We start from the raw sequence: 26,979 nt of genomic DNA, 5'->3' as shown, positions 1-26,979 counted from the left end.
CAGCGGGAAGGGGTATCATTGTTCTAATCCGGCAGGGACAGCAGTATTTTTGCCGCCTGTGTGCGGTCCGGGGCAAGGGCGAAGGCGGCGGCAAAGTCGCTTAGCGGAAACTGCTGGGTCACAACGATATCAGCAATTTCCGGCCGTTCGGCCAGCAGGGCAAGGGCTGCGTCAAATTCCGTATCAAAGCGGAACGTGCCACGGAAATCGAGTTCGCGGCTGATGATCTGGGCCACCGGCACCGCTACGTCGCCCGGCGGGAACATGCCCACCTGCACCAGTATGCCGCCGCGCCGGGTGCGGGCTATGGCGCCGGGCAGCGCGCGGGGCACGCCTGTGGCTTCAAATACGATATCGAATTCTTCATCTACCGTGTCATGCCGCGTGTTGTGGCAGGCATCCGCGCCCAGTCGCGCAGCACAGCGCAGGGGAAAATCCTCCAGGTCGGTCACGACAATGCGGCCCGCTCCATGGTGGACCAGCCCCGCAACCAGCAGCAGCCCGATTGGCCCCGAACCCTGCACCAGCACGCTACGTTCCCGCACATCGCCCGCCCGCGCAATGGCATGCAGCCCCACCGATAACGGTTCGGCCAGGCAGGCGCGGCGGGTATCAAGGCCGGGGGGAAGATGGCGCAGTTGTGCCGCGCTGACGATCATGGCGCGGCTGAACCCGCCATCGGTATGCGGGTCGTATGCTGCACTGCCCAGAAAGCGCATGTTCCGGCACAGGTTGCGCTGCCCCCGGCTGCATTCGGGACATGCGCCGCAGGGCCGCGCGGGGTGAATGGCCACGGCGTCCCCTACGGCAAAGCCGTCCACCGCGCCCCCCACTGCGGCAACGGTGCCCGAAACCTCGTGCCCCAGCACCATCGGGGCATGCAGCACGGATGCGCCCACGCCGCCATGGGCAAAATAATGCAGGTCCGACCCACATATGCCGCCCCACGCCATGTTCACCCGCACTTCGTCCGGGCCGGGGGGCGGCAGGGCGCGCGTGTCCAGACGCAGGTCGCGCCGGGCGTGGATGACCAGGGCTTCGGTCCGGGTAACTGTCTCTTCCCTGTTTTTGGTACTGTACACATTCATGGTGCTGCCTGCCTTTGATCAGTCCCGTCCATACAGGCAGGGGCAGGACGCAGCGTGACGCCATGGCTGCCCCACGGAAAATCATATCGGCCCGGTCCTGTATGCGTGACATATTGGTGCGCGGCTGTACCGCGCGGCACCCAAACGATCCGGATGGATGAAAGGTTGCGGCAGGGAAGGGGCCACGGGCACGCGCGAAAAAGTTGCCGCCAGCAGCCATCACGACAGCGCATTATATAATAATTTAATAATGGAACCCGGGCATGCGGTCCACTCCGTCCATATTGTGCCGCGCACAATGCCCGATTGACCGAATTGTAACAGAAAATCTGCCTATATTTGTAATGTTTTGTTTTTATTCCAGATACTGACGGGGAAGGCAGCCGTTCTGGTCGAATCCGGGCAATAATGTCATAACATTTACTTTATGACGCAGGCTTCCCACCGATCGGGCGCGTTAGGCGTGGTGTCAAACCATGGGAGTATTTACGGGATGAGCACGGCATTTGCCATCTCTCTTGCTGTAACGGCAATTCTGGCCGTTATTGTCCTGATCGCCCGGTTCCGTCTGAACCCTTTCATTGTCCTTTTTATCGTCTCCATCGCCCTTGCCCTGTTTGCGGGCATGCCGGCGGACCATGTCGTTGCGTCGTTTGAAAATGGCGCGGGCCACGTGCTGGGCCATGTTGGCACCGTCATTGCACTGGGCACCATGCTGGGCAAGATGCTGGCGGAATCCGGTGGTGCGGACCGCATCGCGCTGACCATATCCGCGTTCGCGGGGCGGGAACGCGTGGACTGGGCCATGATGGTGATTGGCCTGCTGATCGGCCTGCCGGTGTTTTTTGAAGTGGGCTTCGTCCTGCTGATCCCGCTGGTGTTCGTGCTGGCCGACCGCACCAGCATGCCCCTGCTGCGGGTGGCGCTGCCCATGGGGGCGGCGTTGTCGGTCACGCATGCGCTTATTCCGCCCCACCCGGCGGCCCTGCTGGCGTTAAGCGCGTACCATGCCAATATCGGCCATACGATCATGCTGGGCGTCGTGATCGGCACCCCCATCGCGGTGATCGCGGGGCCGGTCTTCGGGCGGTTTGCCTCGGCCCGTGTGCCGCTGACGGAAGCCAACCCGCTGGCGGAACAGTTTGTGAAGCATGAACCCGCGGACAACATGCCGGGCTTTTTCCTGACGGTGGCAACCATCCTGTCGCCTGTCATCCTCATGCTGGTCGGTTCGCTGGCTGACCAGATCACGACGGTGCATGGCACGGCCAACACGGTGCTGCATTTCGTGGGCAATACGGATATCGCGCTGGTGCTGGCGACGTTATTGTCCTTTTATGTACTGGGGGTGGCGCAGGGGTTTTCGGCCGCCACCATCCTGCGCTTCACCAACGAATGCCTTGGGCCCACGGCGCTGATCATGCTGCTGATCGGCGCGGGCGGTGGCTTTGGCCGGGTGCTGATCGACAGCGGGGTGTCGCGCGCCATTACCGATGCCGCCCTTGGCGCGCACATGCCGCTGCTGGTGCTGGCGTGGGTTCTGGCGGCCATCGTGCGCGTGGCGTGCGGGTCGTCCACCGTGGCGATGGCAACGGCGTCGGGCATTGTCGCCCCCATCCTGGAACACAGCACCGGGGTTTCACCCGAACTGATGGTGCTGGTGACCGGGGCGGGATCGGTGGCCTTTGGCCCGATGAACGACGCGGGTTTCTGGCAGATCAAGGAATATCTGGGCCTGACCGTACCGCAGACCATAAAGACATGGTCGGTGCTGGAAACGCTGATTGCGGTATGCGGGCTGGTCTTCTGCCTGATCGCTTCCATTTTCGTGCATTGAAGGGACGCATCATGCTGTTTCCTGATACCGCAATGCCGGTGCATGCGCGCAATATCGCGCGGACGGCAATGCAGGCCGCCGCCCTTGCGCTGGGCGGCCTGCTGTACGGGGCCATGCCCGCCGGGGCACAGGTCATGGATCGTGACATCGGATCGGCCCCCAGCCTGCTGGTGTCGCGCCCGTTGCCCAGGCATGCCTCGCACAAGACATGGGTGCCGCCGTTTTCCCAACCCGAAGCGGTGGCGCCAAACCCCGTGTCAAAATGGCTGCGCCGTCGCGGCATCAACTTCCTTGTGGACAATACCAATGAATTCGCAGGCGCGATCACGCCGCCCACGCGGGGCAGCACGCCGGGGTTCAGTAATTACAAGCAGGGGGCCAGCAATGCCGGGCAGTACGCCATGCAGCTGGATGTGGACTGGGACAGGCTGGCGGGCTGGCGCGGGTTCGCCACCCATATGATAACCGTGGGCCGGTATGGCACGACCGCCAACCGCATGTTTGGCGACTGGCTGAACCATGCATCCGAAGATTATGGCGGCGGTGGCAACGTGGTGGTCCACCTTGTCTATGCCTATGGGGAGGAAACGCTTCTGGGCGGGCGGCTGGCGATTGCCGCAGGCCGCATGTCCGAAATATCGGATTTCGCGGCCAGCCCCCTGTTCTGCAACTTCCAGAACGGCAGTTTCTGCGGACGGCCCAAGGGCATTACCGACACCAATTACGACGCGGGCTACCCCGCGGGCACATGGGGGTTCCGCGTACGTGGCCGCCCCGCCCGGTCGGTTTACGTGCAGACCGGCCTGTACCCGATTGAAAACGGGATTTACCAGGTGTACCAGCACCGCACAGGTTTCAAGTTCAATGGCGCGAACATCATCGGTTATGCAGCACCAATCGAAACTGCGTGGGAACCCGTGTTCCGCCATGGTACCCTGCCGGGACATTACAAATTCGGTGCGCAGCTGTTCAGCACGCCGCAGAACGACAATTACCTTGATGTGGCCGGCGCGCCCTATGCGCTGACGGGCCGCAAACAGAGGCAGCATGGCGCGTCATGGTCCACATGGGTCATGTTCGACCAGCGCCTGCTGCATTACCATGACAAGGATTCCGGCCTGACCGCGCTGTCCGGCGCGATATATAACGACCCACGCACGTCGCTGCGCAAATACCTTGTGTATGCGGCACTGATCAATCGCGGTTACTTCCGCTCGCGTCCGTATGACACGATGGGTTTTGCCCTGACCTATACACGGATTGCCGATGGCGTGACGATGACGGAACAGGACATGATCGACATCGGAAACCGGAGCAGCCTGCCCAACCATGCAACCGGCGTGCAGCGCGACACGGTCGTCATGGAAGCGAATTACGCGATACATGTCATGCCGGGTGTGATCTTCACCCCCCTGTTCGAATACTACATCCACCCCAATGCCCAGTCCAACCTGCGCGATGCCGCGCTGCTGGGATTCAAGAGCCATATCCAGCTCATGTAACACACCACGGACAGGCGGCGTTGCCCTGTCGCCCCGCCGGGCGCGTCCGGCAGCAGGCGGCAGGCAACCCCGGCGGCCCGGGGGCTTTATGGCGACACGGTTCATATGGCCAGAAAGGACGGACAATGTCGTTCCTGCACAATTTTACCTGTCGCCGCTGTTTCAGCCGCAGCCTTGCCGCAACACTTGTTGCAGCGCCCCTTGCCGCGCTGGCCGGGCGCGGGGGGCGTGCACGCGCGGCGGACAGGCCACTGGCCCCGGCGCCCGGCAGCCCGAAATCCGCACGCAGCGATGTGCTGGACACGGCGGCGGATGCGCTACAGGTCAAAAGGCCCATTGATGCGATGAGTGAATACCTGAACGGGTTTCATTTCTATGCCGATGACATGGGCCGCCAGGTCGAGGCCAATCATTTCTGCACGCACCTGACCGAGGACTTCCACCAATGCGTGATTTACGAAGCCAACCAGAAGAACGCCAAGCTGATCGGCATTGAATACATTGTAAGCGAGCGTCTGTTCCGGACATTGCCGGAAGACGAAAAGAAATTGTGGCACAGCCATCATTACGAGGTGAAGTCCGGCATGCTGGTCGCCCCCGGCGTGCCCGATCTGGGGGAACATGCGTTCATGACCGACCTTGTGACCACGTATGGCAAGACATGGCATACATGGCAGGTTGACCGGAACCCGGACTTCCCGCTTGGCATCCCGCAGCTGATGATGGGATTTACCGCAGACGGGCAGGTCCGGCAGGCATTGCTGGATGACCGGGACCGGCGTTTCGGGGTATCCACCGCAGGCGAGAAAAAGAACCGCGCCGATATTCCCACGCCCCGCATCGTGCCCGGTGCGAATTCATGGCAGGGGGGCACGGCCATGCAGGTGCATATGGTGGAACGGCCGGTAAAAAACCTGAAGGGATAGACGGGCAGCCTTCCGTCGGGAGGGCAATGTTGCCCGATATCCGGCCCGGCGCGCCATTGCCCGCAACGGCGCAGGAAAAGAACGGACACGGTCCCTGTCATTTCATGGAAATACTGTTACGGTATTTTATCTGACATCATGTTTTACAGGTGAACTTACGTGGACAGGAAGCCGAGAATACGTCCCGCAGGGCGGATCATCCCTGCCTGACCAGTCCGGATGCGTCCTTAACTTATGAAGTGTTGTCCGGAAATTCGGAAAAAAAGGTAATGATGCACACCGCTCGGCACGGTTGAACACGGCGAAACCTGCCAGCAGGCCGCATTATGGGACCTGCCGGCGAAACAGGTCTTCGCCTGCCGGGCCTCAGCCCTGAAATATGGCGGAGTTTGTTTGAACCGCAGCTTACGGACGGCGCAACCGCTCCGGCCGATAAGCATTTTTTTACCGGCTGGCCCCGGCCGCACGATAAAGACCATCAGGGCTGGGCATGATGATCTGCCGCGTTCGCTGGTTCGTGCCGTCCGTGATCGCGGGCATATGGCACGCGCATTCCGTGCAGGTATCAGGCGCCGGGGATTGCGTCCCGTTACCCCGCTGCGGCGTAAGCATCGCGTGCACGCACCGCCATCCGGTCAGAAAAGGTTAAAGGGCTGCCTGAAACATTCTGTCCGGAACATATCCAGCCTTCAGACCGCTTCGGAAGACATCGCCTTTTTTGGAAAAGGCGATACCCAGAGACTTTTGCTGTTTTGACCAGCGGTCTCTTTTCAAACAGCCGCGCTGGATGACTGTCGGGTTGTTGCGGCACGCGGTGGGATGACTGGTCCTAATCCCGTTTTTCCGCGTTCCTGCGGCGGGTTTCGGCGGCTTTCCGCGCCGACGCCGAACGGTCTGCCGCCGGACGGTGGGCGGAAGCAGCCTCGCCCGTTTCCCCGCCCTTGCGTGACGGGGCGTGCGTCACGGCGTGACCCCGGCCCGATCCGCTTTTCTTGCCGCCGCCCGTTTCCTTGTTGACGGTGGCCCATGCGCGGCGTTCGGCCTCTTCCTCGCTGACGCCACGCTGTTCGTAACTGTCCTCGATATGTTCGGCCTGTCGCTTCTGCTTGTCCGTGTAGGCGGATTTGTCACCACGTGGCATGATCCATGCTCCCGTTTCCTGCGGTTGGGGCGTGCAGGCCGCCCTGCCGTGACAATGCACGGCGACGGGAAAAGTTTTCGGTATCACCGCATGGCCCTGTCGTGCCGTTTCCGGACCCTGGAAAAAGCGGTACAGGGAACTTTTTTCACAATCCACGCGCCATTTTACAGGCAGGACACTGAAAAGTGCCTTATTTCTGTTACATTGAGAAATAAAACCATCATATATCGCCAGTAATCATCTATCGCCATGACGGGGCAGGGGGTGTAGGAACGGTTCCATATACAGATGGAAGATCCATATGACGACCGTTCGTCCGCAGAATGTCATTCCGCCACAGATGGATCCGTCCGTCCGCATGGGCCACGCCCCCAGCCGGGGAGGTCACTTCAATCCGGAACGGGAGGCACGCCAGCAGGTGCCAGCATGATGTCCGATCGCTGCAGGGTCCTGATGGTCTTTCCGCTTTTCAACGCCAGTTCATTCTGGAACTATCAGGCGGCCTGCGATCTGGCCGATGCGCGCTACCCAGCGGCGCCGCTGGGGCTGATTACCGTTGCGGCCATGCTGCCCCCGCACTGGGATGTGCGGCTGGTCAACCGTAATACCGAAACCCTGAGCGATGATGATATCGACTGGGCCGACATGGTGATGACCGGCGGCATGCTGCCGCAGCGCAACGACGCCCTCCATATCATCGAGACATGCCATGCCCGTGGACGGCCGGTGGTGGTGGGCGGCCCCGATGTCACATCCAGCCCGGATCTTTACCGCGCGGCGGATTTTCAGGTCCTGGGCGAGGCGGAGGAAATCATGGCCGGTTTCATCGCCGCCTGGCGCGGTGGTGAACGGCACGGCGTGTTTGAAGCGCCAATGGGCAAGACGGATGTTACAAAAAGCCCGCTGCCGCGTTTCGAGCTGCTGAAGCTGGACCAGTACCTGCATGTGGGCGTCCAGTTTTCGCGCGGGTGCCCGTTCAGTTGCGAATTCTGTGACATTATCGAACTGTATGGCCGGGTGCCGCGTACCAAGACGAACGGGCAGGTCATGGCTGAACTCGACGCCCTGTACGCGCTGGGGTATCGCGGGCACGTGGATTTTGTTGATGACAACCTGATTGGCAACAAAAAGGCGCTAAAGAAATTCCTGCCCGACCTCAAGCGCTGGCAGGATGCACGGAACTTCCCCTTCGAATTCTCGACCGAGGCATCCATCAACCTTGCCGATGATGCCGACCTGCTGCGTAGCCTGTCCGAAAGCAATTTCTTCGCCATATTCGTCGGAATCGAAAGCCCGGATACGGATTCCCTCGTGCTGATGCAGAAAAAGCAGAATACGCGCCGCAGCCTGCGCCAGAGCATCGAGACGATCCACAAGGCCGGGATTTTCGTCAACGCGGGCTTCATCGTCGGCTTTGACAGCGAGAAGGGCAGCGTGGCCGCAGGCATGATCGACTGTATCGAGGATACCTCGATCCCGGTCTGCATGGTCGGCCTGCTGTATGCCCTGCCCACGACCCAGCTGACGCGCCGCCTTCTGGCCGAAGGGCGCCTGTTTTCCGGCGGCGGGGACACGCAGTCGGGCGACCAGTGCACGGCAGGGCTGAATTTCGAAACAAAGCGCCCGCGCCGTGACGTGCTGAACGATTACCGCACGGTGCTGAAGGCAATTTATGACCCCGTGGCCTATTTCGGCCGCGTGCGGCGGTTGGGCCGGATGTTGCGGCGTGAACGGACACACCGGATGGTGAAGGGGGATCTGCGCAGCTTTGTCCGGCTTCTGCTGCGCATTCACCGCGCGGGGCCGGGAACAGCGGGACAGTTCTGGCGCATGCTGGTGGACTGCGCGCTGCATAACCCACGGGCATTGCCGTATGTGGTGATGACCAGCGCGCTTTACCTGCATCTTGGCCCATTTGCCCGGCAGGTCGTGTGTGAAATCGATCAGGAAATCAGCAATGTCGACACGGGCCGCTGGCAGGCCCCGCCATCCGTGATATCGGCTGGCGCGGAACTGGTCCCGGCCTGATCCGTACCGTCCTGTCCCCCGCGGCGCGTGCCGGCGCGCCGTAGTGGGGAAGCATGCATGCCGGTTGCATGGTCCCGTCGGGTAACGGGGCAGGGGACATACGCGCATGTCCGGCCACGTCATTATCGCACGTTAATGTGATTGCGCGCGCCATTTCATGGGTCCGGCCTGCATTCTGCGCAGGGCCTGCTTCGCGAATGCCGCCTTTCCAAAGAAGGGCGGCACCCGCACGCTTCCGCTTTCCATCCACCGGTCGTGTCGCGGTCAGTCCCGCGTAATGGCGCGTTTCAGGGCAGCGAAATAGGACTGTGTGAACGCCCGGCTTAGCGGTGCGTCGGGAATGAATACGTCAAAAACGTGATAGGCGCCGGGAATGACGCAGACCTCGGTTGGCACGCCTGCGGCCATCAGGCGCCGGGCATAGTCCAGATCCTCGTCCAGGAACAGATCCAGCGACCCCACGCCAATATAGGCGGGCGGCAGCCCGGTCAGGTCCGCCGCGCGGAAGGCGGCGGCATATCCGGGAACACCCGCGCCGCCCGGTATCTGGCCCAGATAGGCGTTCCATGCGTAATGATTGGCGGCCCGCGTCCAGATATATTCCCCCATGACCGGGGGCGGCATGACCGTGGTCCCGGTCCGGTCATCCAGCATGGGATAGATCAGAAGCTGGAACAGCACCGGGACCTCCGCCCGGTCGCGCGCCATCAGCGCCAGACACGCCGTCAGGCCACCGCCCGCGCTGTCGCCGCCAATCACGATACGCTGCCGGTCAATGTCCAGTTCCGCCGCATGGCCATGCACCCATTTCAGGACGGCGTAGCAGTCCTCGATGGCGGCGGGATAGGGGGCTTCGGGCGCCAGGCGGTAATCAACGGAAAATATGACCATGCCCAGTTCGCTGACGATCTGCCGGCAGCGTGCGTCATCCACCTCCGGCGTGCCGCTGACAATGCCGCCGCTGTGGATATAGACCAGCGCGGGCGCGCCGGGGTGGCTGGCCACGGGCCGGTAGGTCACGACCGGCACCTGTGGCGCGCCGGGCGGTCCGGGCACGTGGCCGGTCGTGACCGTGACATCGGGATAATGCCGGACCCTGACATTGCGGATGGCGGCAATGAACGCCTTGCGGGTTGCGTCCAGGGTCGCATCCGAAATGCCATCAAAGGACGGAAGGACCTCCAGGGCCGTGCGGAACTCCGGGGCGACAGGATTGGGGGACATGATGATTTCTCCACGTTATCCATGCCCACGATAGGGTGCGCGGCGGGAAAGGCCTCATCACGTCCAACTGATTGAACATAAAGTGTTATTTGAAAAATGTCCGGTCTGCACCCCTCTGCCGGACACATGGGCGCACATGGTGCCCGTCCGCGCAATGCAGGCATGCTGCCGTGGCCGCCATGCAGTCGCGCCGTGACTGGCGGTGGCCGGCAGCCCCGGAAAACGGCGCGCCGGGCTGATGCGGGGGACCGGCCCGCCGGTCCGGCCGGGGCGCATGCATTGACCTGGCGCATTGACCGCCCGGGCGCATGCGCGGAATATGCCCGCGTGATATCGCCTTACGCGACTGTTCGGAAACGGGAGCAGGGTCGTGCCTATTTTTTGTATTTACGTCCCTTCACCTATATTTTAATTTGTTAATCAATGAACTCGCGGAAGGTTACATATAATAATCATTCACCCACGAGTGATATATATCAAGCATAGGATAGATCGTCATGCCTGTTGGCCAGATGCGTAAGAACATGTCGGAAAACGCGGGCTTCATAGCAGCGCTGGACCAGAGCGGGGGCTCCACGCCGGGCGCGCTGCGGCATTACGGCATACCCGACAGCGCCTACAGCACCGATGCCCAGATGTTTGCCCTGATGCATGAAATGCGGGTGCGGGTCATCACCGCGCCAGCGTTCACGGGGAAGAAGATCCTCGCCGCCATCCTGTTCGAGCAGACCATGAACGGGCTGGTGAAGGACACGCCCGTGCCGACCTATCTGTGGCGCGAAAAGGGCGTTGTCCCCTTCCTGAAGGTGGACAAGGGGCTGGAACCCGAGGCGGGGGGCGTGCAGATGATGAAGCCCATCCCCACGCTGGAGGCCATGCTGGATCAGGCGGTCAGCAAGGGCATTTACGGCACGAAGGCCCGCTCGGTCATCCGTCTGCCCGAACGTGAGGGCGTTGCCGCGATCGTGAAGCAGCAGTTCGCCCTGGCCGAACAGGTCGCGGCCCGTGGCCTTGTGCCCATCCTGGAACCCGAAGTCCTGATCAAGAGCCCGGACAAGGCCGGTGCGGAAGCCCTGCTGCATGATGAACTGCACCGTGGGCTGGATGCGCTGCCCGGTGACTATCAGGTGATGATCAAGGTCTCGATCCCTGAAAAGGCCGACCTTTACCTTGATCTGATCAAACACCCCCGCGTGCAGCGCGTGGTGGCGCTGTCGGGTGGTTACCCGCGCGATGAGGCGTGCGAGCGTCTGGCAAAGAACCACGGCATGATCGCCAGCTTCTCGCGCGCGCTGCTCGAAGACCTGCGCTACACCATGACGGACGCGGAATTTGACGCAGCCCTCGCGAAATCCATCGACCAGATCTACGCGGCATCGACCCACAAGGACTGATCCCTGTCGCCTGCGCTACAGGCATGAAAAACGGCTCCCGGTAAACGGGGGCCGTTTTTTTTCAGGGCGGCAGGTTCTGAAGCCTTTTGGAAAACGCTTCACCAGAACCTTTTGTTTCCGTCAGTCCTTTCGTTAAAGATTTCCTTACGGCACTGCGCGGTAGGGGGCGATGCCGCGTCCTTCATTATCAATATCGACACGGTGCCCGACCATGGGCAGCGCCCGGTGGTGGCAGTTTTCGCGGGTGCAGGCGCGGCAGCCCGGCCCGATGGGAATGATCATGCGCGGATCATTCAGGTCCAGCCCGGCGGAATAGACAAGCTGCCCGGCATCGGCAATGGAACACCCCAGCACCACGGCGGTCAGCCGTGGACGGTCAAGGTAGGATATGCTGTTGCGCCCCACGGTGCGGGCGATATTCAGGTACACCGCGCCATCGGTCGTCTGTGATAGCTGGACCTGCACCTGCAGCGGCGTGCTGAACGCGCGAAAGATATTCCACAGCGGGCAGGGACCGCCAAACCGGGACTGGGCAAAGCGGTTCGCGCTGAAGCTTTTCAGGATATTGCCCGCGATGTCGGTCTTGAGAAAGTAGAACGGTATGCCCTCGCTGCCCGGACGCTGCAGGGTGCTCAGGCGGTGGCAGGCCTGTTCGAAACTGACGCCGAAATGGCGCTGCAGGCGTTCCAGGTCATGGCGCACCTCATGCGCGGTGGCGCGGAAACGGTCATAGGGCAGCAGCAGCGCGCCCGCGAAATAATTGGTCAGGTAGACGCGCGCCAGCCCCCGGGCCTCGGCCTCACGCAGGGGGGAACGGCGGATGGTGCGGGCAAACACGGCCTGATGTTCGATCTGGCCCAGCGCCTGCGCCATCCAGAACGTGCTGCTTTCCGATGGCACCATGCGCGACAGGAACAGCGTGCGCCGCCGCCGGTCCATATGCCACATCAGGCCCCTGCGGCTCAGTCCCAGATCCACTTCGGTGCGGATACCGTGATGGTCCAGCAGGTAGCGGGCCAGTTGTTCGGCGGGACTGGCGTCATCCAGATGCATCCGTTCGGACTGCTGTTCCGCCGTGCGGTCAACTTCGTCGAAATAGTTGCGCTGGGTCTGTACCCAGTCGTTGACGGCCTCGTACGGTTCCACCCGGTCGCCCGTCGCCTGCGGTCCCGTCCGGGCGGGCGGCGTGCTGCCCACCAGCGGGGCGGCCGCATGTTCATGCCGCAGCAGGTAGGCGCGATACAGCCGTATGAACTGCGCGCACAGATCGGGGGCCGCGCGCATGGCGGCATGGATGCTGTCGCGCCGGACGGCCTGCGTATCGAATACAGGGTCGGCCAGTATTTCGCGCAGGGCCTGTATGCCGCGCGTTTCTTCAGTATCGCTGAAATAATCCACCCCGACCGAAAATATATCGCATAGCGGGTCAAGCAGCGATGCGGGCAGGGGGCGGACATCGTGCTCGATCTGGTTCAGGTAACTGGCGGATATGCCAAGGCGGGTTGCCAGCGCGCTCTGGGTCATGCCGGCACGGTTGCGCTGGTGGCGGATGCGCGAACCGGTAAAGGTCTTGGTGGCGGCTTTTTTCATCTTCGCAATCTTTGCAATCGGGGGCGCTGCGTTCGCTTCTTTAAACGGCAAAACGTCTTCCGCCCGCAATCGGGATTTGTCACAGTCCGGGACACGAAAAAAAGACGGGAACGGCACGGGTGCCACGGCATGGCCGGGCGGGGGCCGGGGCTTTTCCGGACGCGGGCATGGGCCTGCGGTCCTGCCCGCCATGCGCTGCCTCTCCTTCAACTGACCGCCGCCCGGCGCACGGGCCGGTGCGTCGCAACGAACAGGGACCACGACCATGACCAGCCATTTTCACAACGATTACGCCACGCTGTCCGCCCCGCCCGTTCGGGCCTGCATCCCGCGCGTGACGGGGCGCATGGCGCGGCAGCCCGCCCCGATGCCGTTCGGGCAGGGGCGGCGCATGCTCAACCTGTCCGCCCTGTGCGTGGACCGCCATCTGGGCGACCATGCGGACCGGGCCGCCATTACCGGGCCGGAAATCGTGTCCTACCGCAGCCTGCATGAACGCGTCTGCCGCCTTGCAAACGCGCTGAACGACCAGGGGGTGCGGCGCGGGGACACGGTGGCGGTCACCCTGCCGCCGGGCGTGGACGGGATCGTGGCGGTTCTGGCATGCATGCGCATTGGCGCGGTGCATGTGCTGCTGGCTGGTGGGCTGGACGCGCCCGCCATGGCGGCGGGGCTGTCGGAATGCTGCGCCGTCGCGGTTATCGCGGGTGGGGATGCGGGCCATGACGCCACGCAGGCCGGGATGAAATCCATGCTGGACCGGGCGCTGGCCATGGCCGGGTCGCGCAGCCGGGTCAGGATGGTGCTGGTGGCGGCCCCAGCGGATGCGCCCCTGCCGATGCAGGCCGGACGCGACCACCGGTATGACGCGGTCGTGGACTGGTACGAACCTGACTGCCCGCCCGAAACCACCTGTGCGGATGACCCGCTGTTCATGCTGTATCGCGCGGGTGGGGCGCATGGCAGCGTCCATACGGTGGCGGAATACGGGCGGCTGGTGTCCTACACGATGGACATGCTGTCGCCACACGGCGACGGGGCGCTGCCGTACGGCATGATCGACATGGCATGGCGAACGGGGCAGAGCGCCCTTGTGGCTGGCGTGCTGACACAGGGCGGCACTGTTTGCCTGTCCTGAAACACGAAGGGATGTCTGGTGAAGCCTTTTTCCCAGAACGCTTCGGGGGACGCCGCCTTTACTGAAAAAAGGCAACACCCGGAAACTTCTGTTGCGACCTGACCAATGACCTGTTTCCACATGCCGCCTGAACCTGCCTGAAGAAAACGCCGGCTGTCTCCACCCGGTCGCCAGACCCTGCGGCATGTCTGGCGCCGGGGCCGCACAGACCCGGCCCATGCGCCATGGTGCAAAATTATCCGCACCCCCATAAACCGGCCAGCGGACCGGGCGTTACCTGTAGCCGGGCCCCACGAAAACCATAGGGCAGCGTAGCCGACAGGAAACAGGCAGGTGGCATGAATGCAATTGTCCAGCTGGCGCTTGCCCGTCCCTATACCTTTGTCGTGATGGCCATCCTGATCGCCATGGCCGGCGTGCTGTGCGCCATCCGCACGCCCGAGGACATCTTCCCCGAAATCGGCATTCCCGTCATCGCGGTGGCGTGGACATACAGCAACCTGTCGCCACAGGACATGTCCGGGCGCATCGAACTGCCGTTCCAGCGCGTGCTGACCACGACGGTCAACAATATCGAGCATATCGAGGGGCTGTCCCTGACCGGCATCGGCGTGACCAAGGTGTTTTTCCAGCCCGGAACCGACATCCGCATCGCCAACACGCAGGTCACCGCCATTGCCCAGACCATACTGCGCCAGCTGCCCATCGGCACCACGCCGCCGCTGATCCTGAATTACAATGCCTCCACCGTGCCCATCGTCCAGCTGGCGCTGTCGGGCGAGGGCATGACCGAACAGCAGCTGTATGACTATGGCTTCAACTTCGTGCGCAACCGCCTGATCACGGTGCCGGGGGCGGCCATCCCGTTTCCCTATGGCGGGAAGGTGCGCCAGATCCAGATGGACCTTGACCCGGCAAAGCTGCAGTCGCGCGGGGTATCGGCGCAGGACGTGGGCACCGCGCTGTCCACCCAGACACAGATCACGCCCGCGGGCTTCGTCAAGATCGGGGAATACCAGTACAATTTCCGCCTGAACAACGCGCCCCTGTCCGTTGACCTGCTGAACATGCTGCCGGTGCGCACGGTCAATGGCGCGGTGGTGCGGGTGCGTGACGTGGCCCATGTGCGCGACGGGTCCACGCCGCAACAGAACGTGGTGCATGTAAACGGACAGCGTTCGGCACTGCTGACGGTGCTGAAATCGGGGGCGACATCCACCATCGCCATCGTGCAGGGGATCAGGGCGATGATCCCCGATGCGACGCGCGGCCTGCCGAAGCAGCTGAAAATCCGGCCCGTCAATGACCAGTCGCTGTTCGTCCGCGCGGCCGTCAACGGGGTCATGCGCGAAGGGGCGATCGCGGCCGGGCTGACCAGCCTCATGATCCTGCTGTTCCTGGGGTCATGGCGGTCCACGCTGATTGTCGCGACCTCCATCCCGTTATCGGTCATGGGGGCGATCGCGGCACTGGCGGCACTGGGGCAGACGCTGAATGTCATGACGCTGGGCGGTCTGGCGCTGGCGGTCGGCATACTGGTGGATGAGGCGACGGTCACGATCGAGAATATCGAGCGCCATCTGGAAATGGGCCAGGACGTGCATGCGGCCATCATCGACGGCTCGGCGGAGATCATCGTCCCCGCCTTCCTGTCGCTGGTGTGCATCTGCATCGTGTTCGTGCCGATGTTCTTCCTGCCCGGCGTTGCGGGCTTCCTGTTCGTGCCCATGGCGCTGTCGGTCATGTTCGCCATGGTCATGTCCTTCATCCTGTCGCGCACACTGGTGCCGACCATGGCCATGTTCCTGCTGCGCGCGCATGAGGACGTGAACCACCGCGAGACGGTCCTGACCCGTTTCCAGCATGGTTTCGAGCGGCGTTTCGACGCCCTGCGCACCCGTTACGCCGCGCTTCTGGGCAGCGTGATGGCGTATCGCGGGCGGTTCGTGATCGGGTTCGTGTGTTTTTCGGTGCTCAGCATGGGGCTGCTGCCCTTCCTTGGCCGCAACTTCTTTCCGCAGGTCGATGCGGGTACCATGACGCTGCATGTGCGCGGCCCGATCGGCATGCGGATCGAGGAGACGGCGGCCCTGTTCCAGCGCATTGAAAAACTGATCCGCCAGCGCATCCCCGCGGGCGAGCTGGACTCCATCACCGATAATATCGGCCTGCCCACCAGCGCCATCAACACCGCCTATAACGCATCGGGCACGATCGGGCCGCAGGATGGCGACATCCTTGTGGCGCTGAAGGAAAACCACGGCCCGACCGAACGCTACATCCGCGCGCTGCGCCGTGACCTGCCGCGTGCGTTCCCCGAGGCCAGCTTCGCCTTCCTGCCATCCGACATCACCACCCAGATCCTGAATTTCGGCGCACCCGCCCCGATCGACATACAGGTATCGGGCATCAACCCCGATGAGACGCGGCAGTTCGCGCAGAAGATCCTGCATGCCATCCGCCGCATTGACGGGCTGGTTGATGCCCGCATCCAGCAGCCCGGCCATTACCCCGAACTGCGGTTCGAGGCGGACCGCACGCGCATCAGCCAGCTTGGCCTGACCGAAGGTGACGTGACCACAGCCATCGCCACCTCGATTGCGGGCACGGTGCAGACCGCGCCGCTGTACTGGCTGGACCCGCACAGCATGGTCACATACCCCATTGCGGTACAGATGCCCGAATACCGGATCAGTTCGCTGGCGGATATCATCGGCCTGCCGGTAACGGGGGTCTCGACGCCACAGCTGCAGGTTCTGGGCGCGCTGGGCACGATCACGCGCGGCGCGACCTCCCCGGTGGAGGCGCAGTACAACATCCGCCCCCTGATTGACGTGTTCGCCGGTGGCGATGGCCGCGACCTTGGCGCCATCGCGTCCGACGTGCTGGCTGTCCTGCGCCATCTGGACCACGAACGGCCCGGGACGGTCACCGTCACGCTGCGCGGGCAGTACCAGGCCATGACCACGGCGTTTTCGGGCATGGGGTTCGGGCTGCTGGGGGCGATCGTGCTGATTTACCTGCTGATCGTCATCAATTTCCAGAGCTGGATCGATCCATGCATTGTCATCCTTGCCCTGCCGGCGGCGCTGGCGGGCATATGCTGGATGCTGTTCGCCACGCATACGCCCCTGTCCGTGCCCGCGCTGACGGGGGCGATCATGTGCATGGGGGTGGCGACGGCCAATTCCATCCTTGTCATAAGTTTCTGCCGCGACCAGATGGGCGAACATGGCGATGCGTCGCGCGCGGCACAGGCGGCGGGCAGCACCCGCCTGCGGCCCGTCATCATGACCGCGCTGGCCATGATGATCGGCATGCTGCCCATGGCGCTGGGGCTGGGTGAAGGGGGGGAACAGAACGCGCCGCTGGGGCGGGCGGTGATAGGCGGGCTGATGTTCGCCACCTGTGCCTCGCTGTTTTTCGTGCCGGCGCTTTTCACCATCATCCACGGATCGCGCGCGGACGGGGCGGCGGGTGATGCAACGGACGGGGCGCGGGCCAATGGCTGATACCCACGCCGCCACCGTCCATGGCGGGCCAGGGCCGCGCCTGCGCTGGATCATCGTGGGCGGGGCGTGCGTGTTCGGGATCATCGTGGTGGCTGGCACGCTGACGCGCCTGCATGACCGCCACCGGCTGCATGGTGAAAATGTCGCGGCCCTGATACCCGCCGTGACGGTGGTGCACCCCGGCGGCCATGCGGTGGACACGCTGGTGCTGCCTGCCATCCTGCAGGCATGGTACAGCGCACCGGTCTATGCCCGCACCAGTGGCTACCTGCGGCAGTGGTATGTCGATATCGGGCAGAAGGTCACGGCGGGGCAGCTTCTGGCGGAAATCGACACGCCTGATGTGGACCTGCAGCTGGCGGGCGCGCGGGCGGCGCTGGGCACGCGCACGGCACAGCGCGACCTTGCGCGCATCACGTCGCGGCGATGGGACAGGCTGAATGCCCTCAATGCCGTATCGCAGCAGGAGACGGACGAACGCCGGGGCAACCTTGCGGCAAGCGAGGCCACGCGCCATGAATCGGCGGCGGATGTCGAACGTCTGGAAACCCTGTCCGGGTTCAAGCGCATCATCGCCCCCTTTGCCGGGGTGGTGACCAGCCGCGCCACCGATATCGGGGCGCTGATCGTGGCGGGAACGGCAGCCAGCCAGCCGCTGTTTACCGTATCGGACGTGACCCGGCTGCGGCTGTACGTGCGCGTGCCGCAGGCCTATGCCGCGCGGATGCATGACGGTTTTGCCGCGCGCTTCACGGTGCCCGATTACGGCACCCGCCCGTTTGACGCCCGCCTGATCCATTCCGCCGACGCGGTGGATTCCCAGTCGGGCACCATGCTGGTCCAGCTTGTGTATGACAATGCGGCCAACCTGCTCAAACCCGGGGCCTATGCGCAGGTGACCTTCAGGTTTGACGGTCCCGGCCCACAGGCCCCGCCGGCGGTGCGCATTCCCGCCAGCAGCCTGCTGTTCCGCCGCGAGGGAACGGGTGTCGCACTGGTGGACGGAAGCGACCATGTCCGCATCCGGCCCATATCCATCGTGACCGATTTCGGGACCGAGCTGGAGGTCACGGGCCTGTCGGCACAGGACCGGGTCATAACCAACCCCCCTGACGACATTGGCGATGGCGACACCGTCCACCCGCATGAGGCCGGGCATGGCGCCTGAACGCGGCCGGGTGGTGGTGTCCATGCTGGTCGTGCTGTGTGGCTGCAACCTTGCGCCGCGCTACCACCGCCCGACACTGCCGGACATGCCCGCAACCTTCCGCGAAGCCGGCCCGTGGACCCCGGCGCGCCCTGCCGATGCCACGCCGCGCGGCGCGTGGTGGACGGCCATGGGTGATGACGGCCTGAACCGGCTGGAAGACCGGATCGAACATGGCAGCCCGCAACTGGCCAGCGCCGTTGCGCGGTATGATCAGGCGCGCGCGCTGGTGCGCCGGGCGCGGGCCGATTTCTTTCCACAGATTGACGCAACCGCCAGCGCCCAGCGCGAACGCGCACTGTTTGCCGCCACGGGCCGGTATTATGAATACCCCGATGAGGCCACGGGCGGCACCGTATCGTGGGAACCCGACATATGGGGCCGCATCCGCAATCTGGTCCGTGCGGCGCGGGCGGGCGCGCAGGCCAGTGCGGCCGACCTTGCCGCCGTCCGCCTCAGCCTGGAGGGGGAACTGGGCGATGACTATTTCCAGCTACGCGGCCTTGATGCCCGCATTGCCCTGCTGCACCGCACGATCGCGGCGTACGGGGCGGCGCTGGCGCTGACGACAACGCGCTTTACCGGCGGGGCGGCGAATGAACTGGATGTCGGCCGCGCCCGCACGCAGCTTGCCACCACGCAGTCCGCACTGGACCAGCAGGTGGCGGACCGGGCGGTGGTCGAACATGCCATTGCCGTGCTGATTGGCGAACAGCCCTCGACCTTTTCCCTGCCACCCGTTGATGACCTGCCAGCCGTGCCGGTCATTCCGGTAACCGCGCCGTCGCGCCTGCTGGAACGCCGGCCCGATGTCGCGGCGGCGGAACGGCACATGGCGGCGGCGAATGCCCGGATCGGGGTGGCGCGGGCGGCCTTTTTCCCCAACATCACGCTGGGGGCCAATGGTGGGTCGGAAAGCACGACCGGCATGCTGGCATCGGCCGGGACCGGGGTGTGGGCGCTGGGCCCGGCGCTGGCCACACTGGCCATATTCGACGGGGGGCGGCGGTTCGCCAACCTTGCCCTGACACATGCGCAATACGCGCAGGCGGCGGCCGATTACCGGCAGACAGCCCTGAGCGCCCTGCGGGAAGTGGAGGACCAGCTTGCGCTGCTCAACCATCTGGCCGATGCGGCGTCCCGGCAGGGGGAGGGAGTGGTGGCCGCCACGCGCACCGACAGCCTGGCCGCAGTGCAGTACCGCGAAGGGGCGGTGGATTACCTGCAGGTCGTCATTGCCCAGACCGCCGAACTGCAGGCGCGCGAGGACCTGATAACACTCGATACGCGGCGCCTTGTCAGCGGCATCGACCTCATGCGCGCCATGGGCGGGGGCTGGACGGCGGATGCCGCGTCCCCTCGCGGGGGCGGCACGCAGCCACCCGGCAGGTCAGCAAAAAGTTTCTGGTGAGGGTGTTTTTCACGATGCGTCAGGGATCGCCATCAGTCCGGAAAACGGGGCCAAAAAAAAAAGCCCGCCTGCCATGGGGGAGGGGGACCCCATGGCGGGCGGGCAGGAAGGCGGCGGGCCTGCGCGCCACCGCCGGTTTGTTGGCTGCTTGTTATTCGCCAGCCGCCCTCTGGGCGGTGGCATCCGTATGGGCCGTGTGCTGCTGCCACGCCGCGCGGGCATTGATGGCGCGATGACGGATGGCCGAGGGCAGCAGGTCGCGCAGGATATTCATCGCTGCGCGGTCCGACAGGCCGGTCTGGCTGGAAAACCGTTGCAGTTCCGCCGGGCGGAACAGGGCGTGGATGGTGCTTTCATCCGCCACCGAGGTGTTGTCGCGTTCCTGCCATGTGCGGATCAGCGGCAGCATGCCCATTTCCTCCGCCCGGTGTTCCAGCATGCTGGGCTGGTCCGGCGCGGGCAGGGGGCCAAGGATGTCGTTCAGCACCGACAGCGCGCCGGAACGGTCCCCCTGTGCACCAGTCAGGAAATCACCGATGGCGGTCGTCATGTCGGAAATGTTTTCGGTCAGGTTTCGTGAGATTTTCATGTCTGCCTCCGAACGTCGGCGGGGCGGTCCGGGCCTGTGCCACGACCTGCCCCCGGAGTTTACGGGACGGCGTCATTTACCCTGCACGGTGTCCCGGCATGCAGGTGATAGATCGGCAACGCGGCGATGCATGCAGGCTTCAACCAGTCTTGTATCCGGTATGTCCAGCGGACACAGCCGCAGGGCATCGACCTTGCAGGCCGCGACCTGTTGCGGTGTTGCGGGCGTGGCGGAATATGCTTTCGCCGGCAGGCCTATTCCCAACCCCAATGTGATCGGGAGGGCGCAGAAAACGGATTGCCGCATCGTCTGTCCTCCTGTGTATTCATGCGGGTGGTATGGGGCAAACGTGGGCTGTGGGGACGGGTTTGCCGCGATCCGGGCCGACATGGACACATTGGCGTGACCGGGTGTCGGCGCAGGCGGATGGCATGATCCGGTAATGCGGCGCAGCGGTGTGGGGCTGGCCCCATGGTCCATGCCCCATATTCGCCGCCGCACGTCCCCCGGTGGCCCCGTTTCTCCCTTACAGGTGCCGCGTGCCCGACGGGGCCTGCGTGGATGTGACGGCACCCTGCGGGCGTTGCGCAGCGCCGGTGGCGGGCGTACCCGTGGCGGGGCCGGTGCCGGCTGCCGTTGTGGTGGCGGCCTGTTTTTCACTGGCGCAGGAAATGCAGAAATCTTCCCCGAATTTACCCTTGGCACAGGCGCCCAGTGGCAGCGCCAGCGCCACCATGACGGGCAGCAGGCGGCGGATGGCCCACGGGCGGGGCTGTCGGGTCATGGGCACGGCTGGCACTCTGTCCTCCCTGTTCTGTGTGGATGAAAAACGAAGCGGTGGTGCCAAGGTTGCATCCTACCACACGGGCGGCGGCGGCATCATGGGCGGTGGGGGCGGCGGTGGCGGCCCGTAGAACCGGCCCATGCGCATGGGCGGCGGCACATAATATGGTGGCGGCGGCGGCGGGCGACGCCACACACGGTGGCGCGGTGGCGGGCCCCATCTTGGCCCCCATGGCCGCGCCCAGGCCTGCGCCGCGGGCAGGGCGACGGTGGCCCCGATCGCGATAATCAGTGTCCCGTGCCGCAGCGCACCGCGCAGGATGGTCAGGACGGAAGAAAATCCATTGTATTTCATATGCCACTCATGTCCGGGCAGTGGGGCAGTAATAGGGAAGGAACGGGGCGCACGCATGACAGTTTAATGGCGGCGCGGCATAATCGTCCACCCCGCCACCCGTGCGCCGGGGGGCAGGGTGCAGTGCCCGGTATGCCCGGTATCGCTGGCCTGCCATGTCCCACCCCGGCGCGCGCAGTCCGCAGGTGGCGGGGTGCGCCGTGCCATGAGCGCATCGTCGCATGCGCCCAGGCACACGACCATGGCCACGGCCCCGACACGCAGGGCGGCAGGCCGCGTCATGCGCACCGCCCGCGCGTCATGGTGTGGTGGTGGCGTGATCGCGGCGGAACAGGGCCCATTCCTCCATCACCGTACCATCGGGCAGGTGGCACCAGCCACTTGTCCCCTGTGGCGAGGAACGCATTTCCAGCGTGCCGCCACGCTGCTGGCAGTAGACCGAGGCCGGATTGGCCATGCCGATGCGCGATGCATGGGCCGGGGCGTGGTGGCCCGACGCGCATGCGCCCAGCAGCGCAACCGCGCCAAGCGCCATGCCACGTGCCGCCTGCCGCGCGGTGGAAAGGAAATCTGTCATGGGCGCGATCCCCGTATCGTGTGTATCCGGATGTAACATGGTTCCATCAGCTACCAGCAAACGCCCGCCGAGGCCAGCGCCGCGCGGCGGTCAGGACGCAGGCGGCAGCGCGTGGCCGTATCCCAGCGCGCGCAGCATGATGCACAGGTTGGGGTGGTCCATGACCGCGCTGTAGGTCACGCGCGGGCGGCCCGTGGCATCGTACCACATCAGCCAGTACAGCATGTCCTGTGCCCCCGCCACGTATTCCAGCCACAGCGTGTCCCCCGTATCCGCCCGCGTGACCAGCGGCGCGGGCAGCACGCTGCCGCGTGCCTGTCCCGCGCCATGGGGGTGGCCGTGGCGGGTATCGGTGCGGTAGCGGTCATTGGCGCAGGTGAAGGGTGTGTGCACGCCCCGGCTTATCATGCCCGCCACGGGTGGGACCAGCGCCGCGCGGCGGGGCGTGCATGAGGGGCGTGTTTTTCTTGCCAGACGCCGCGTTTTCGGACAGGCTGACAGCAGGCTCAGGACGCAGCCTGCCGCCTGCGCCGGGACATAGGGACCGGTTTGGTGAATGCGTCGGTCCGTATCGTGCACGCACCTGTCCGGATGTGGCGAATGGATGTCGGGAATGCAGGCCCTGACCATACCCCCGCTGTTCGCCGCGGACGGAGATGAGACGTATGCAGACCCCGAACCCGAAAATGATGGCCCGCATCCTGCGTGACGGACTTGCGCAGCGGCACCTGACCATAAGCCATGCCACCGCGCTGGAACTGGTGGCGCGGCAGCTGGGCTACAGCGACTGGAATGTTCTGGCCGCCCGGCATGAACAGGAGACCGCCCCATCCGGCCCCGCGCCCACGCCGCATGCAGGCACGACGGGCGACAGGCTGCCCGACGGGTGGTTCGCCTCCGGCCGGGCCGACCTGTTCCGTCATGACCTTCTGGCTGGCGCGGGGCCCGGTGGTGTGCCCGCCGTGCTGATTGAAAGCCGGGCGTTACAGCCCATTGGAACCATAAAGCCCGGTGACTTCGTCACCATCATGCAGCGCATTTCCGCCGCGCGGTATCGCGGGAAGGCGGTCAGTTTCCGCGCGCGGATGTGCTGTAATGACGCAACCGGCAGCGGGCGGGTGTGGATCCATGCCCGTGGCCATGGCGGTGAACGTCTGGCCTTCGACAACCTCGGGCTGAAACGGGGGGCGGCCGGACCGATTACGGGCACGACCGGGTGGACCCGGCGCAGCGTTACGATCGCGGTGCCCGAGGCAGCGGTCTATATCGGCTTCGGGGTGCTGTTCGGGTCGGGCACGGGCAGTTTCCGCGCGGCGGAGCTGTCCTTTGGCCTGGCGGAAGGGGACGAACACCCGCAGGAACTGCCCGAAACGCCGCGCAATCTCGACCTGGGCCAGATGGCCTGACGGACTGGCGCCCGCCTGCTGATGCGCGGGCGGGCCATCGCGGGTGACTGTGCCCGGCAGAATGGATGGGGAGGAGGCGTGCATGCGCAACAGCGCGGAACAATGGCCAGCGCCATCGGCAATCATGACGTTCGATGAAGGCGACCCGGACGAAAACCCGTGGGTGGCCGGCCGTCCCGTGCCGGAGGTGATCAGGATCGAGCCCCATGCGCCGGAGTGGGCCGCGCGTTTTGAAACCGCCAGGGCGGTCCTTGCCGCCGCCCTGCATGGGGGGGCGCGGGGGATCACGCATGTCGGATCGACCGCGGTGCCCGGCCTGCCATCGAAACCCGTGATCGATATCGACCTGACAGTCAGCGACCCGGAAGATGAAGATGCATATCTGCCGCACCTGACCGCGCTGGGCTACAGGCTGACGGTGCGGGAGCGCACTTGGTACCACCACCGGATGCTGCGCCATGATGCCCCCCGGATCAACCTGCACGTCTTTGGCCCCGGCTGCCCCGAACACGCCCGGCATGTCCTGTTCCGCGACTGGCTGCGCACCCATCCGGATGACCGGGACCGTTACGCCACCGTAAAACGGGCGGCGGGGGCAGGGGCTGCGGATGTACAGGACTACAATATGAAGAAGCAGGATGAGATATACAGGATATATCACAACATATTTGCCAGTCGTGGCTGGACTGCCGGTTGAGCGGGCAGGGCCGTGCCCGGTTGCCACCCGGATGCCCTGAACAGGGCGCACCCTGCCGGTCAGCCCACGCCTGCGGGCAGGCTGGGGACGAAAAAAAGCCACATGACCACGGCATGGATGGACCGGCATGACCGTCACGAAAGGTTTTGTTCGATGAAGGCGATAACCGGGAGTGTTTTTCTGGCCGGGGCGATGACCCTGCCGTGCACGGCCCCGGCCGCAGCGGCACGGTGTCCGGGTATGACGACCCCGGAAATCCAGGCCTGCCAGCGCGCAGCGGGGCAGCGGACGGAGGCCATGCTTGATCGCTACGTCATGGCGGCGGAGCAGCGTCTGCGCCAGTCATCCGATCCCCGACATGCCCTGGCGCAGTTCCGTCAGGCGCAGGACCGGTGGAAACAGTACCGCGCCATGGAATGCAGGGCAATGTTCGCGGCGTGGTCCGGCGGGACAATCCGGGGCAGCATGGAACTGCAATGCAGCCAGACGCTGACCGAAAGCCGGATACGGGACATCTGGCAGTTATGGCTGACATATCCCGACGGCACCCCGCCCACATTGCCACGGCCAATATTTCCGGCGCAGGAATGACGGTGTTGCGGAACCGCGGCGGGCGCGGCACACAGGGGGCGCCACGTCTTCCGGGCAGCACGCGGTCTGAAGACGCCCCGTTGCCTTGAAATAACGGATGGGTCCGGGTGCCGCCTTTTCTTCAGATAAGGTGACGGCCCGCCAGCAGGCGGCGATCGCCATGCAGGACACCACACGGCAGCATGGAAGGGGGGCGTTACGTGTCCATCTGGCCGTGGGGCCTGCCTGCCGTTATCCCGCGGATCAGTCCGGTCAGGATCAGGCAGGCCGGTATGACCAGCACGCTGGCTTCGGGGCCGGTGCTTCCCCCCGTCAGCCAGCGGGGGCCGGTCGGGATGACATGCAGCAGGCCCGTGCCTGTCGCGCTGCCGCTGTTTGCAAGACCGAATACGGATGTCTGGAAGAAATTCCACGATGCATGGAATGATACGGAAAACCACACGGACCCGGTCCTGTAGAGTGCATATGACAATACAGATCCCAGCAGTCCCGCATTGATCACGCCCATCAGGCTTTCCCCGGGGTTGGGCAGGTGTTCCGCTGCAAATACCGCGCTGCCCAGTAATGTGGCGGGCCAGAAGGACAGCGCGCGGGCCATCTGCACGAAGGCATATCCCCGGTTCAGGCCTTCTTCCCCCAACGCCAGTATGCTCCACAGCAGCAGCGACAGGACAATATCCGGCCAGACAGTGGCGGGCTGGTGAACCATATGGCTGATCCGTGGCGGGCCAATGATGATCGCGATGCCCCCCATGAGCAGCGCACCGGACAGGAACCCATGGATCGCATATATGGGCCACCCGTCAGTATTCCACCCGGAATATGTGTAAGGTTCCCTGTTCAGCTTCAGTAAAACGATCGTAGGCAGGGCGACAAACCCAAGAAGAAGCAGAAGCGCGCGCATGATCTGTCCGGTCAGCCCCCGGTGGGCAAGGGCCAGCAGCGAACCATGGAAAAGGAACCGGCTGATGGATGACACCATGATGCCACCCGCGAAGGCAATGAGCAGGTAAAGGACAAGGTTGCGCACCGCCACCCCCCTGCCGCCGGACCCGGATGCGGAAAAAATGGATCTCATCCCCGGTGCTCATCACGCTGCCATCAGCCCGATGGATGCATGGACGGGTGGAGGTGTCCAGAAAAAAGGGCACTATCGGCAGGAAACGGCCATCGGATGCACGCGCCCTGATGTCGGCAGCCCTGTGCAAGACTGCCCGCTGACCTGCGCCTGAACCGTCGCTGTTTGGGAACAGACGGCACCCGGAAACTTTTATGACGTCTTTATGGGTGAATGACTGCAGGCCGCGTCGGTTTTTCCGACCTGTCTGCTGATGGCGTCCGCCGTATGAAGGCGTTGCCCGTGGTTTCTGATGCTGTCCGTCGGCAGCCGCGGTCTTTCAGCCACAGGGCGTGCAGGATACTTCCGTTGGGTCAAGGGACGGATGCGGGCAGTCATGGTCCGGCGCGACGGCTGCCGCGCGCGGCTAGATCCGCTGGTATCCCTGCCACGCAGCCGTCACCGGGGTGCCATGGGGGCAGGGGGTCAGGTGGATGTGCAGGCCGTCGATCTGTTCCAGCGGCACGCAGTCATCAACTTCCATGAAATTGTCACGGTGGCGGTGGCCAAGGCCGGGCAGCAGCGTCTGCCGGGCTTTTGCCTTCGCTGCCTCGGCACTGTCGGCCACCAGGAAGGTGAATTCATGTTCCTCGCGTAACGCGCCGGGGGCGTAGCCGCCCATATTGACGAAATACAGCTTCTGCCCGCCTGCCGGTTTTTCCGCAGTCAGGCTGACGGCGAACCCGTCGGCCCAGTTTACGATGCCATAGGCGTCGATATGCAGTGACGCCCGCGTGCCGTACCATCGCCGGGCCAGGGCGGGCCATGCGTCCTCGGGTTTTTCCGCCACGGCGAACTGCACGTCATGCACCTCGATATTGGCACCGGGTGCTGCACCGCCAAGATAGAATACAAACAGCTTCATG

At 64.3% G+C, this 26,979-nt stretch carries 26 protein-coding genes; 13 read left to right on the top strand and 13 right to left on the bottom strand.

The genetic code is table 11. The features are described from left to right. Window positions 1-23: 23 nt before the first annotated feature. Window positions 24-1,088, bottom strand: a complete 1,065-nt coding sequence (locus HNO79_RS08680) for an L-idonate 5-dehydrogenase (RefSeq protein WP_214165546.1) — start codon at window positions 1,086-1,088, stop codon at window positions 24-26. A 493-nt stretch (window positions 1,089-1,581) separates the two neighbouring features. Between HNO79_RS08680 and HNO79_RS08675 the strand changes: the two genes are divergently transcribed. The 3 genes from HNO79_RS08675 to HNO79_RS08665 all read left to right on the top strand — a co-directional run bounded on the left by HNO79_RS08675 (window position 1,582) and on the right by HNO79_RS08665 (window position 5,353). Further along, entirely contained in the window at window positions 1,582-2,925 is a 1,344-nt protein-coding gene (locus HNO79_RS08675; protein ID WP_010515011.1) for a GntT/GntP/DsdX family permease, read from the top strand. An 11-nt stretch (window positions 2,926-2,936) separates the two neighbouring features. Continuing rightward, window positions 2,937-4,427 carry a carbohydrate porin gene (locus HNO79_RS08670; RefSeq protein ID WP_200409207.1) on the top strand — a complete coding sequence of 497 codons (1,491 nt, stop codon included), beginning with the start codon at window positions 2,937-2,939 and terminating at the stop codon, window positions 4,425-4,427. 125 nt (window positions 4,428-4,552) lie between these two features. Then, window positions 4,553-5,353, top strand: a complete 801-nt coding sequence (locus HNO79_RS08665; protein WP_048855990.1) for an OBAP family protein — start codon at window positions 4,553-4,555, stop codon at window positions 5,351-5,353. 829 nt (window positions 5,354-6,182) lie between these two features. On the opposite strand, the gene HNO79_RS08660 is transcribed toward HNO79_RS08665, so the two are convergent. Further along, complete coding sequence (locus tag HNO79_RS08660; RefSeq protein ID WP_214165545.1) at window positions 6,183-6,494, bottom strand: plasmid stabilization protein; 312 nt, start codon at window positions 6,492-6,494, stop codon at window positions 6,183-6,185. A gap of 301 nt (window positions 6,495-6,795) precedes the next feature. Here HNO79_RS08660 and HNO79_RS17405 point away from each other — a divergent pair, with 301 nt between their 5' ends. Then, complete coding sequence (locus HNO79_RS17405) at window positions 6,796-6,924, top strand: hypothetical protein (RefSeq protein WP_275878279.1); 129 nt, start codon at window positions 6,796-6,798, stop codon at window positions 6,922-6,924. Continuing rightward, window positions 6,921-8,522, top strand: a complete 1,602-nt coding sequence (locus HNO79_RS08655; protein WP_214165544.1) for a B12-binding domain-containing radical SAM protein — start codon at window positions 6,921-6,923, stop codon at window positions 8,520-8,522. The genes HNO79_RS17405 and HNO79_RS08655 overlap by 4 nt, the downstream gene beginning before the upstream one ends. 264 nt (window positions 8,523-8,786) lie before the next feature. Here the strand turns inward: HNO79_RS08655 and HNO79_RS08650 are convergent, their stop codons facing one another. Then, a complete protein-coding gene (locus HNO79_RS08650) occupies window positions 8,787-9,746 on the bottom strand; it encodes an alpha/beta hydrolase (protein ID WP_048855988.1) in 960 nt (319 codons plus the stop codon). A gap of 497 nt (window positions 9,747-10,243) precedes the next feature. Here HNO79_RS08650 and HNO79_RS08645 point away from each other — a divergent pair, with 497 nt between their 5' ends. After that, entirely contained in the window at window positions 10,244-11,140 is an 897-nt protein-coding gene (locus HNO79_RS08645; RefSeq protein ID WP_048855987.1) for a fructose bisphosphate aldolase, read from the top strand. Between the two features lie 144 nt (window positions 11,141-11,284). Here the strand turns inward: HNO79_RS08645 and HNO79_RS08640 are convergent, their stop codons facing one another. Beyond that, entirely contained in the window at window positions 11,285-12,730 is a 1,446-nt protein-coding gene (locus HNO79_RS08640) for a helix-turn-helix domain-containing protein (protein WP_048856000.1), read from the bottom strand. Between the two features lie 265 nt (window positions 12,731-12,995). Between HNO79_RS08640 and HNO79_RS08635 the strand changes: the two genes are divergently transcribed. The 4 genes from HNO79_RS08635 (at window position 12,996) to HNO79_RS08620 (ending at window position 19,998) form a co-directional block, all read left to right on the top strand. Then, complete coding sequence (locus HNO79_RS08635) at window positions 12,996-13,868, top strand: AMP-binding protein (RefSeq protein ID WP_214165543.1); 873 nt, start codon at window positions 12,996-12,998, stop codon at window positions 13,866-13,868. Window positions 13,869-14,206: 338 nt separating this feature from the next. Beyond that, window positions 14,207-17,380, top strand: coding sequence for an efflux RND transporter permease subunit (locus HNO79_RS08630; protein WP_214165542.1), 3,174 nt, complete (start codon window positions 14,207-14,209; stop codon window positions 17,378-17,380). Continuing rightward, a complete protein-coding gene (locus HNO79_RS08625; protein ID WP_214165541.1) occupies window positions 17,373-18,548 on the top strand; it encodes an efflux RND transporter periplasmic adaptor subunit in 1,176 nt (391 codons plus the stop codon). The genes HNO79_RS08630 and HNO79_RS08625 overlap by 8 nt, the downstream gene beginning before the upstream one ends. Further along, complete coding sequence (locus HNO79_RS08620) at window positions 18,538-19,998, top strand: efflux transporter outer membrane subunit (RefSeq protein WP_200409215.1); 1,461 nt, start codon at window positions 18,538-18,540, stop codon at window positions 19,996-19,998. The genes HNO79_RS08625 and HNO79_RS08620 overlap by 11 nt, the downstream gene beginning before the upstream one ends. Before the next feature lie 151 nt (window positions 19,999-20,149). Here the strand turns inward: HNO79_RS08620 and HNO79_RS08615 are convergent, their stop codons facing one another. The 7 genes from HNO79_RS08615 to HNO79_RS17245 form a co-directional block, all read right to left on the bottom strand. Beyond that, complete coding sequence (locus HNO79_RS08615; RefSeq protein WP_010514991.1) at window positions 20,150-20,587, bottom strand: hypothetical protein; 438 nt, start codon at window positions 20,585-20,587, stop codon at window positions 20,150-20,152. A 72-nt stretch (window positions 20,588-20,659) separates the two neighbouring features. Continuing rightward, a complete protein-coding gene (locus tag HNO79_RS17250; protein WP_244987481.1) occupies window positions 20,660-21,067 on the bottom strand; it encodes a hypothetical protein in 408 nt (135 codons plus the stop codon). A 46-nt stretch (window positions 21,068-21,113) separates the two neighbouring features. Next, entirely contained in the window at window positions 21,114-21,371 is a 258-nt protein-coding gene (locus tag HNO79_RS08605; protein WP_010514988.1) for a hypothetical protein, read from the bottom strand. 72 nt (window positions 21,372-21,443) lie between these two features. Beyond that, window positions 21,444-21,725 carry a hypothetical protein gene (locus HNO79_RS08600; protein ID WP_048855983.1) on the bottom strand — a complete coding sequence of 94 codons (282 nt, stop codon included), beginning with the start codon at window positions 21,723-21,725 and terminating at the stop codon, window positions 21,444-21,446. A 63-nt stretch (window positions 21,726-21,788) separates the two neighbouring features. Then, on the bottom strand, window positions 21,789-22,007 hold the full coding sequence (locus tag HNO79_RS08595) for a hypothetical protein (RefSeq protein WP_010514985.1): 219 nt from the start codon (window positions 22,005-22,007) through the stop codon (window positions 21,789-21,791). Window positions 22,008-22,023: 16 nt separating this feature from the next. Then, window positions 22,024-22,302: a putative hemolysin gene (locus HNO79_RS08590; protein ID WP_042658900.1), complete on the bottom strand. Its 279-nt coding sequence runs from the start codon at window positions 22,300-22,302 to the stop codon at window positions 22,024-22,026. Window positions 22,303-22,392: 90 nt separating this feature from the next. Beyond that, window positions 22,393-22,881 (bottom strand): hypothetical protein, encoded by a 489-nt coding sequence (locus HNO79_RS17245; RefSeq protein ID WP_244987480.1) that lies wholly within the window; start codon window positions 22,879-22,881, stop codon window positions 22,393-22,395. 86 nt (window positions 22,882-22,967) lie between these two features. Here HNO79_RS17245 and HNO79_RS08580 point away from each other — a divergent pair, with 86 nt between their 5' ends. The 3 genes from HNO79_RS08580 (at window position 22,968) to HNO79_RS08570 (ending at window position 24,996) form a co-directional block, all read left to right on the top strand. Continuing rightward, on the top strand, window positions 22,968-23,708 hold the full coding sequence (locus tag HNO79_RS08580) for a glyoxalase superfamily protein (RefSeq protein WP_187294168.1): 741 nt from the start codon (window positions 22,968-22,970) through the stop codon (window positions 23,706-23,708). A gap of 82 nt (window positions 23,709-23,790) precedes the next feature. Continuing rightward, window positions 23,791-24,405: a GrpB family protein gene (locus HNO79_RS08575; RefSeq protein WP_214165540.1), complete on the top strand. Its 615-nt coding sequence runs from the start codon at window positions 23,791-23,793 to the stop codon at window positions 24,403-24,405. 153 nt (window positions 24,406-24,558) lie between these two features. Further along, window positions 24,559-24,996, top strand: coding sequence for a lysozyme inhibitor LprI family protein (locus tag HNO79_RS08570; protein WP_214165539.1), 438 nt, complete (start codon window positions 24,559-24,561; stop codon window positions 24,994-24,996). A 196-nt stretch (window positions 24,997-25,192) separates the two neighbouring features. On the opposite strand, the gene HNO79_RS08565 is transcribed toward HNO79_RS08570, so the two are convergent. Both HNO79_RS08565 and HNO79_RS08560 read right to left on the bottom strand, forming a co-directional pair. After that, window positions 25,193-26,074 carry a CPBP family intramembrane glutamic endopeptidase gene (locus tag HNO79_RS08565; RefSeq protein WP_214165538.1) on the bottom strand — a complete coding sequence of 294 codons (882 nt, stop codon included), beginning with the start codon at window positions 26,072-26,074 and terminating at the stop codon, window positions 25,193-25,195. Window positions 26,075-26,480: 406 nt separating this feature from the next. Next, the gene (locus HNO79_RS08560) at window positions 26,481-26,978 is read right to left on the bottom strand and encodes a DUF1543 domain-containing protein (RefSeq protein WP_010514976.1); all 498 of its coding nucleotides are present in this window, start codon (window positions 26,976-26,978) and stop codon (window positions 26,481-26,483) included. Between the last annotated feature and the right edge of the window lies 1 nt (window position 26,979).

This window comes from Komagataeibacter oboediens, from assembly GCF_018491655.1.
Lineage (GTDB): Bacteria > Pseudomonadota > Alphaproteobacteria > Acetobacterales > Acetobacteraceae > Komagataeibacter > Komagataeibacter oboediens.
Note: the sequence above shows the minus strand (reverse complement) of the source record. Positions and strands in the feature narration are given on the sequence as shown.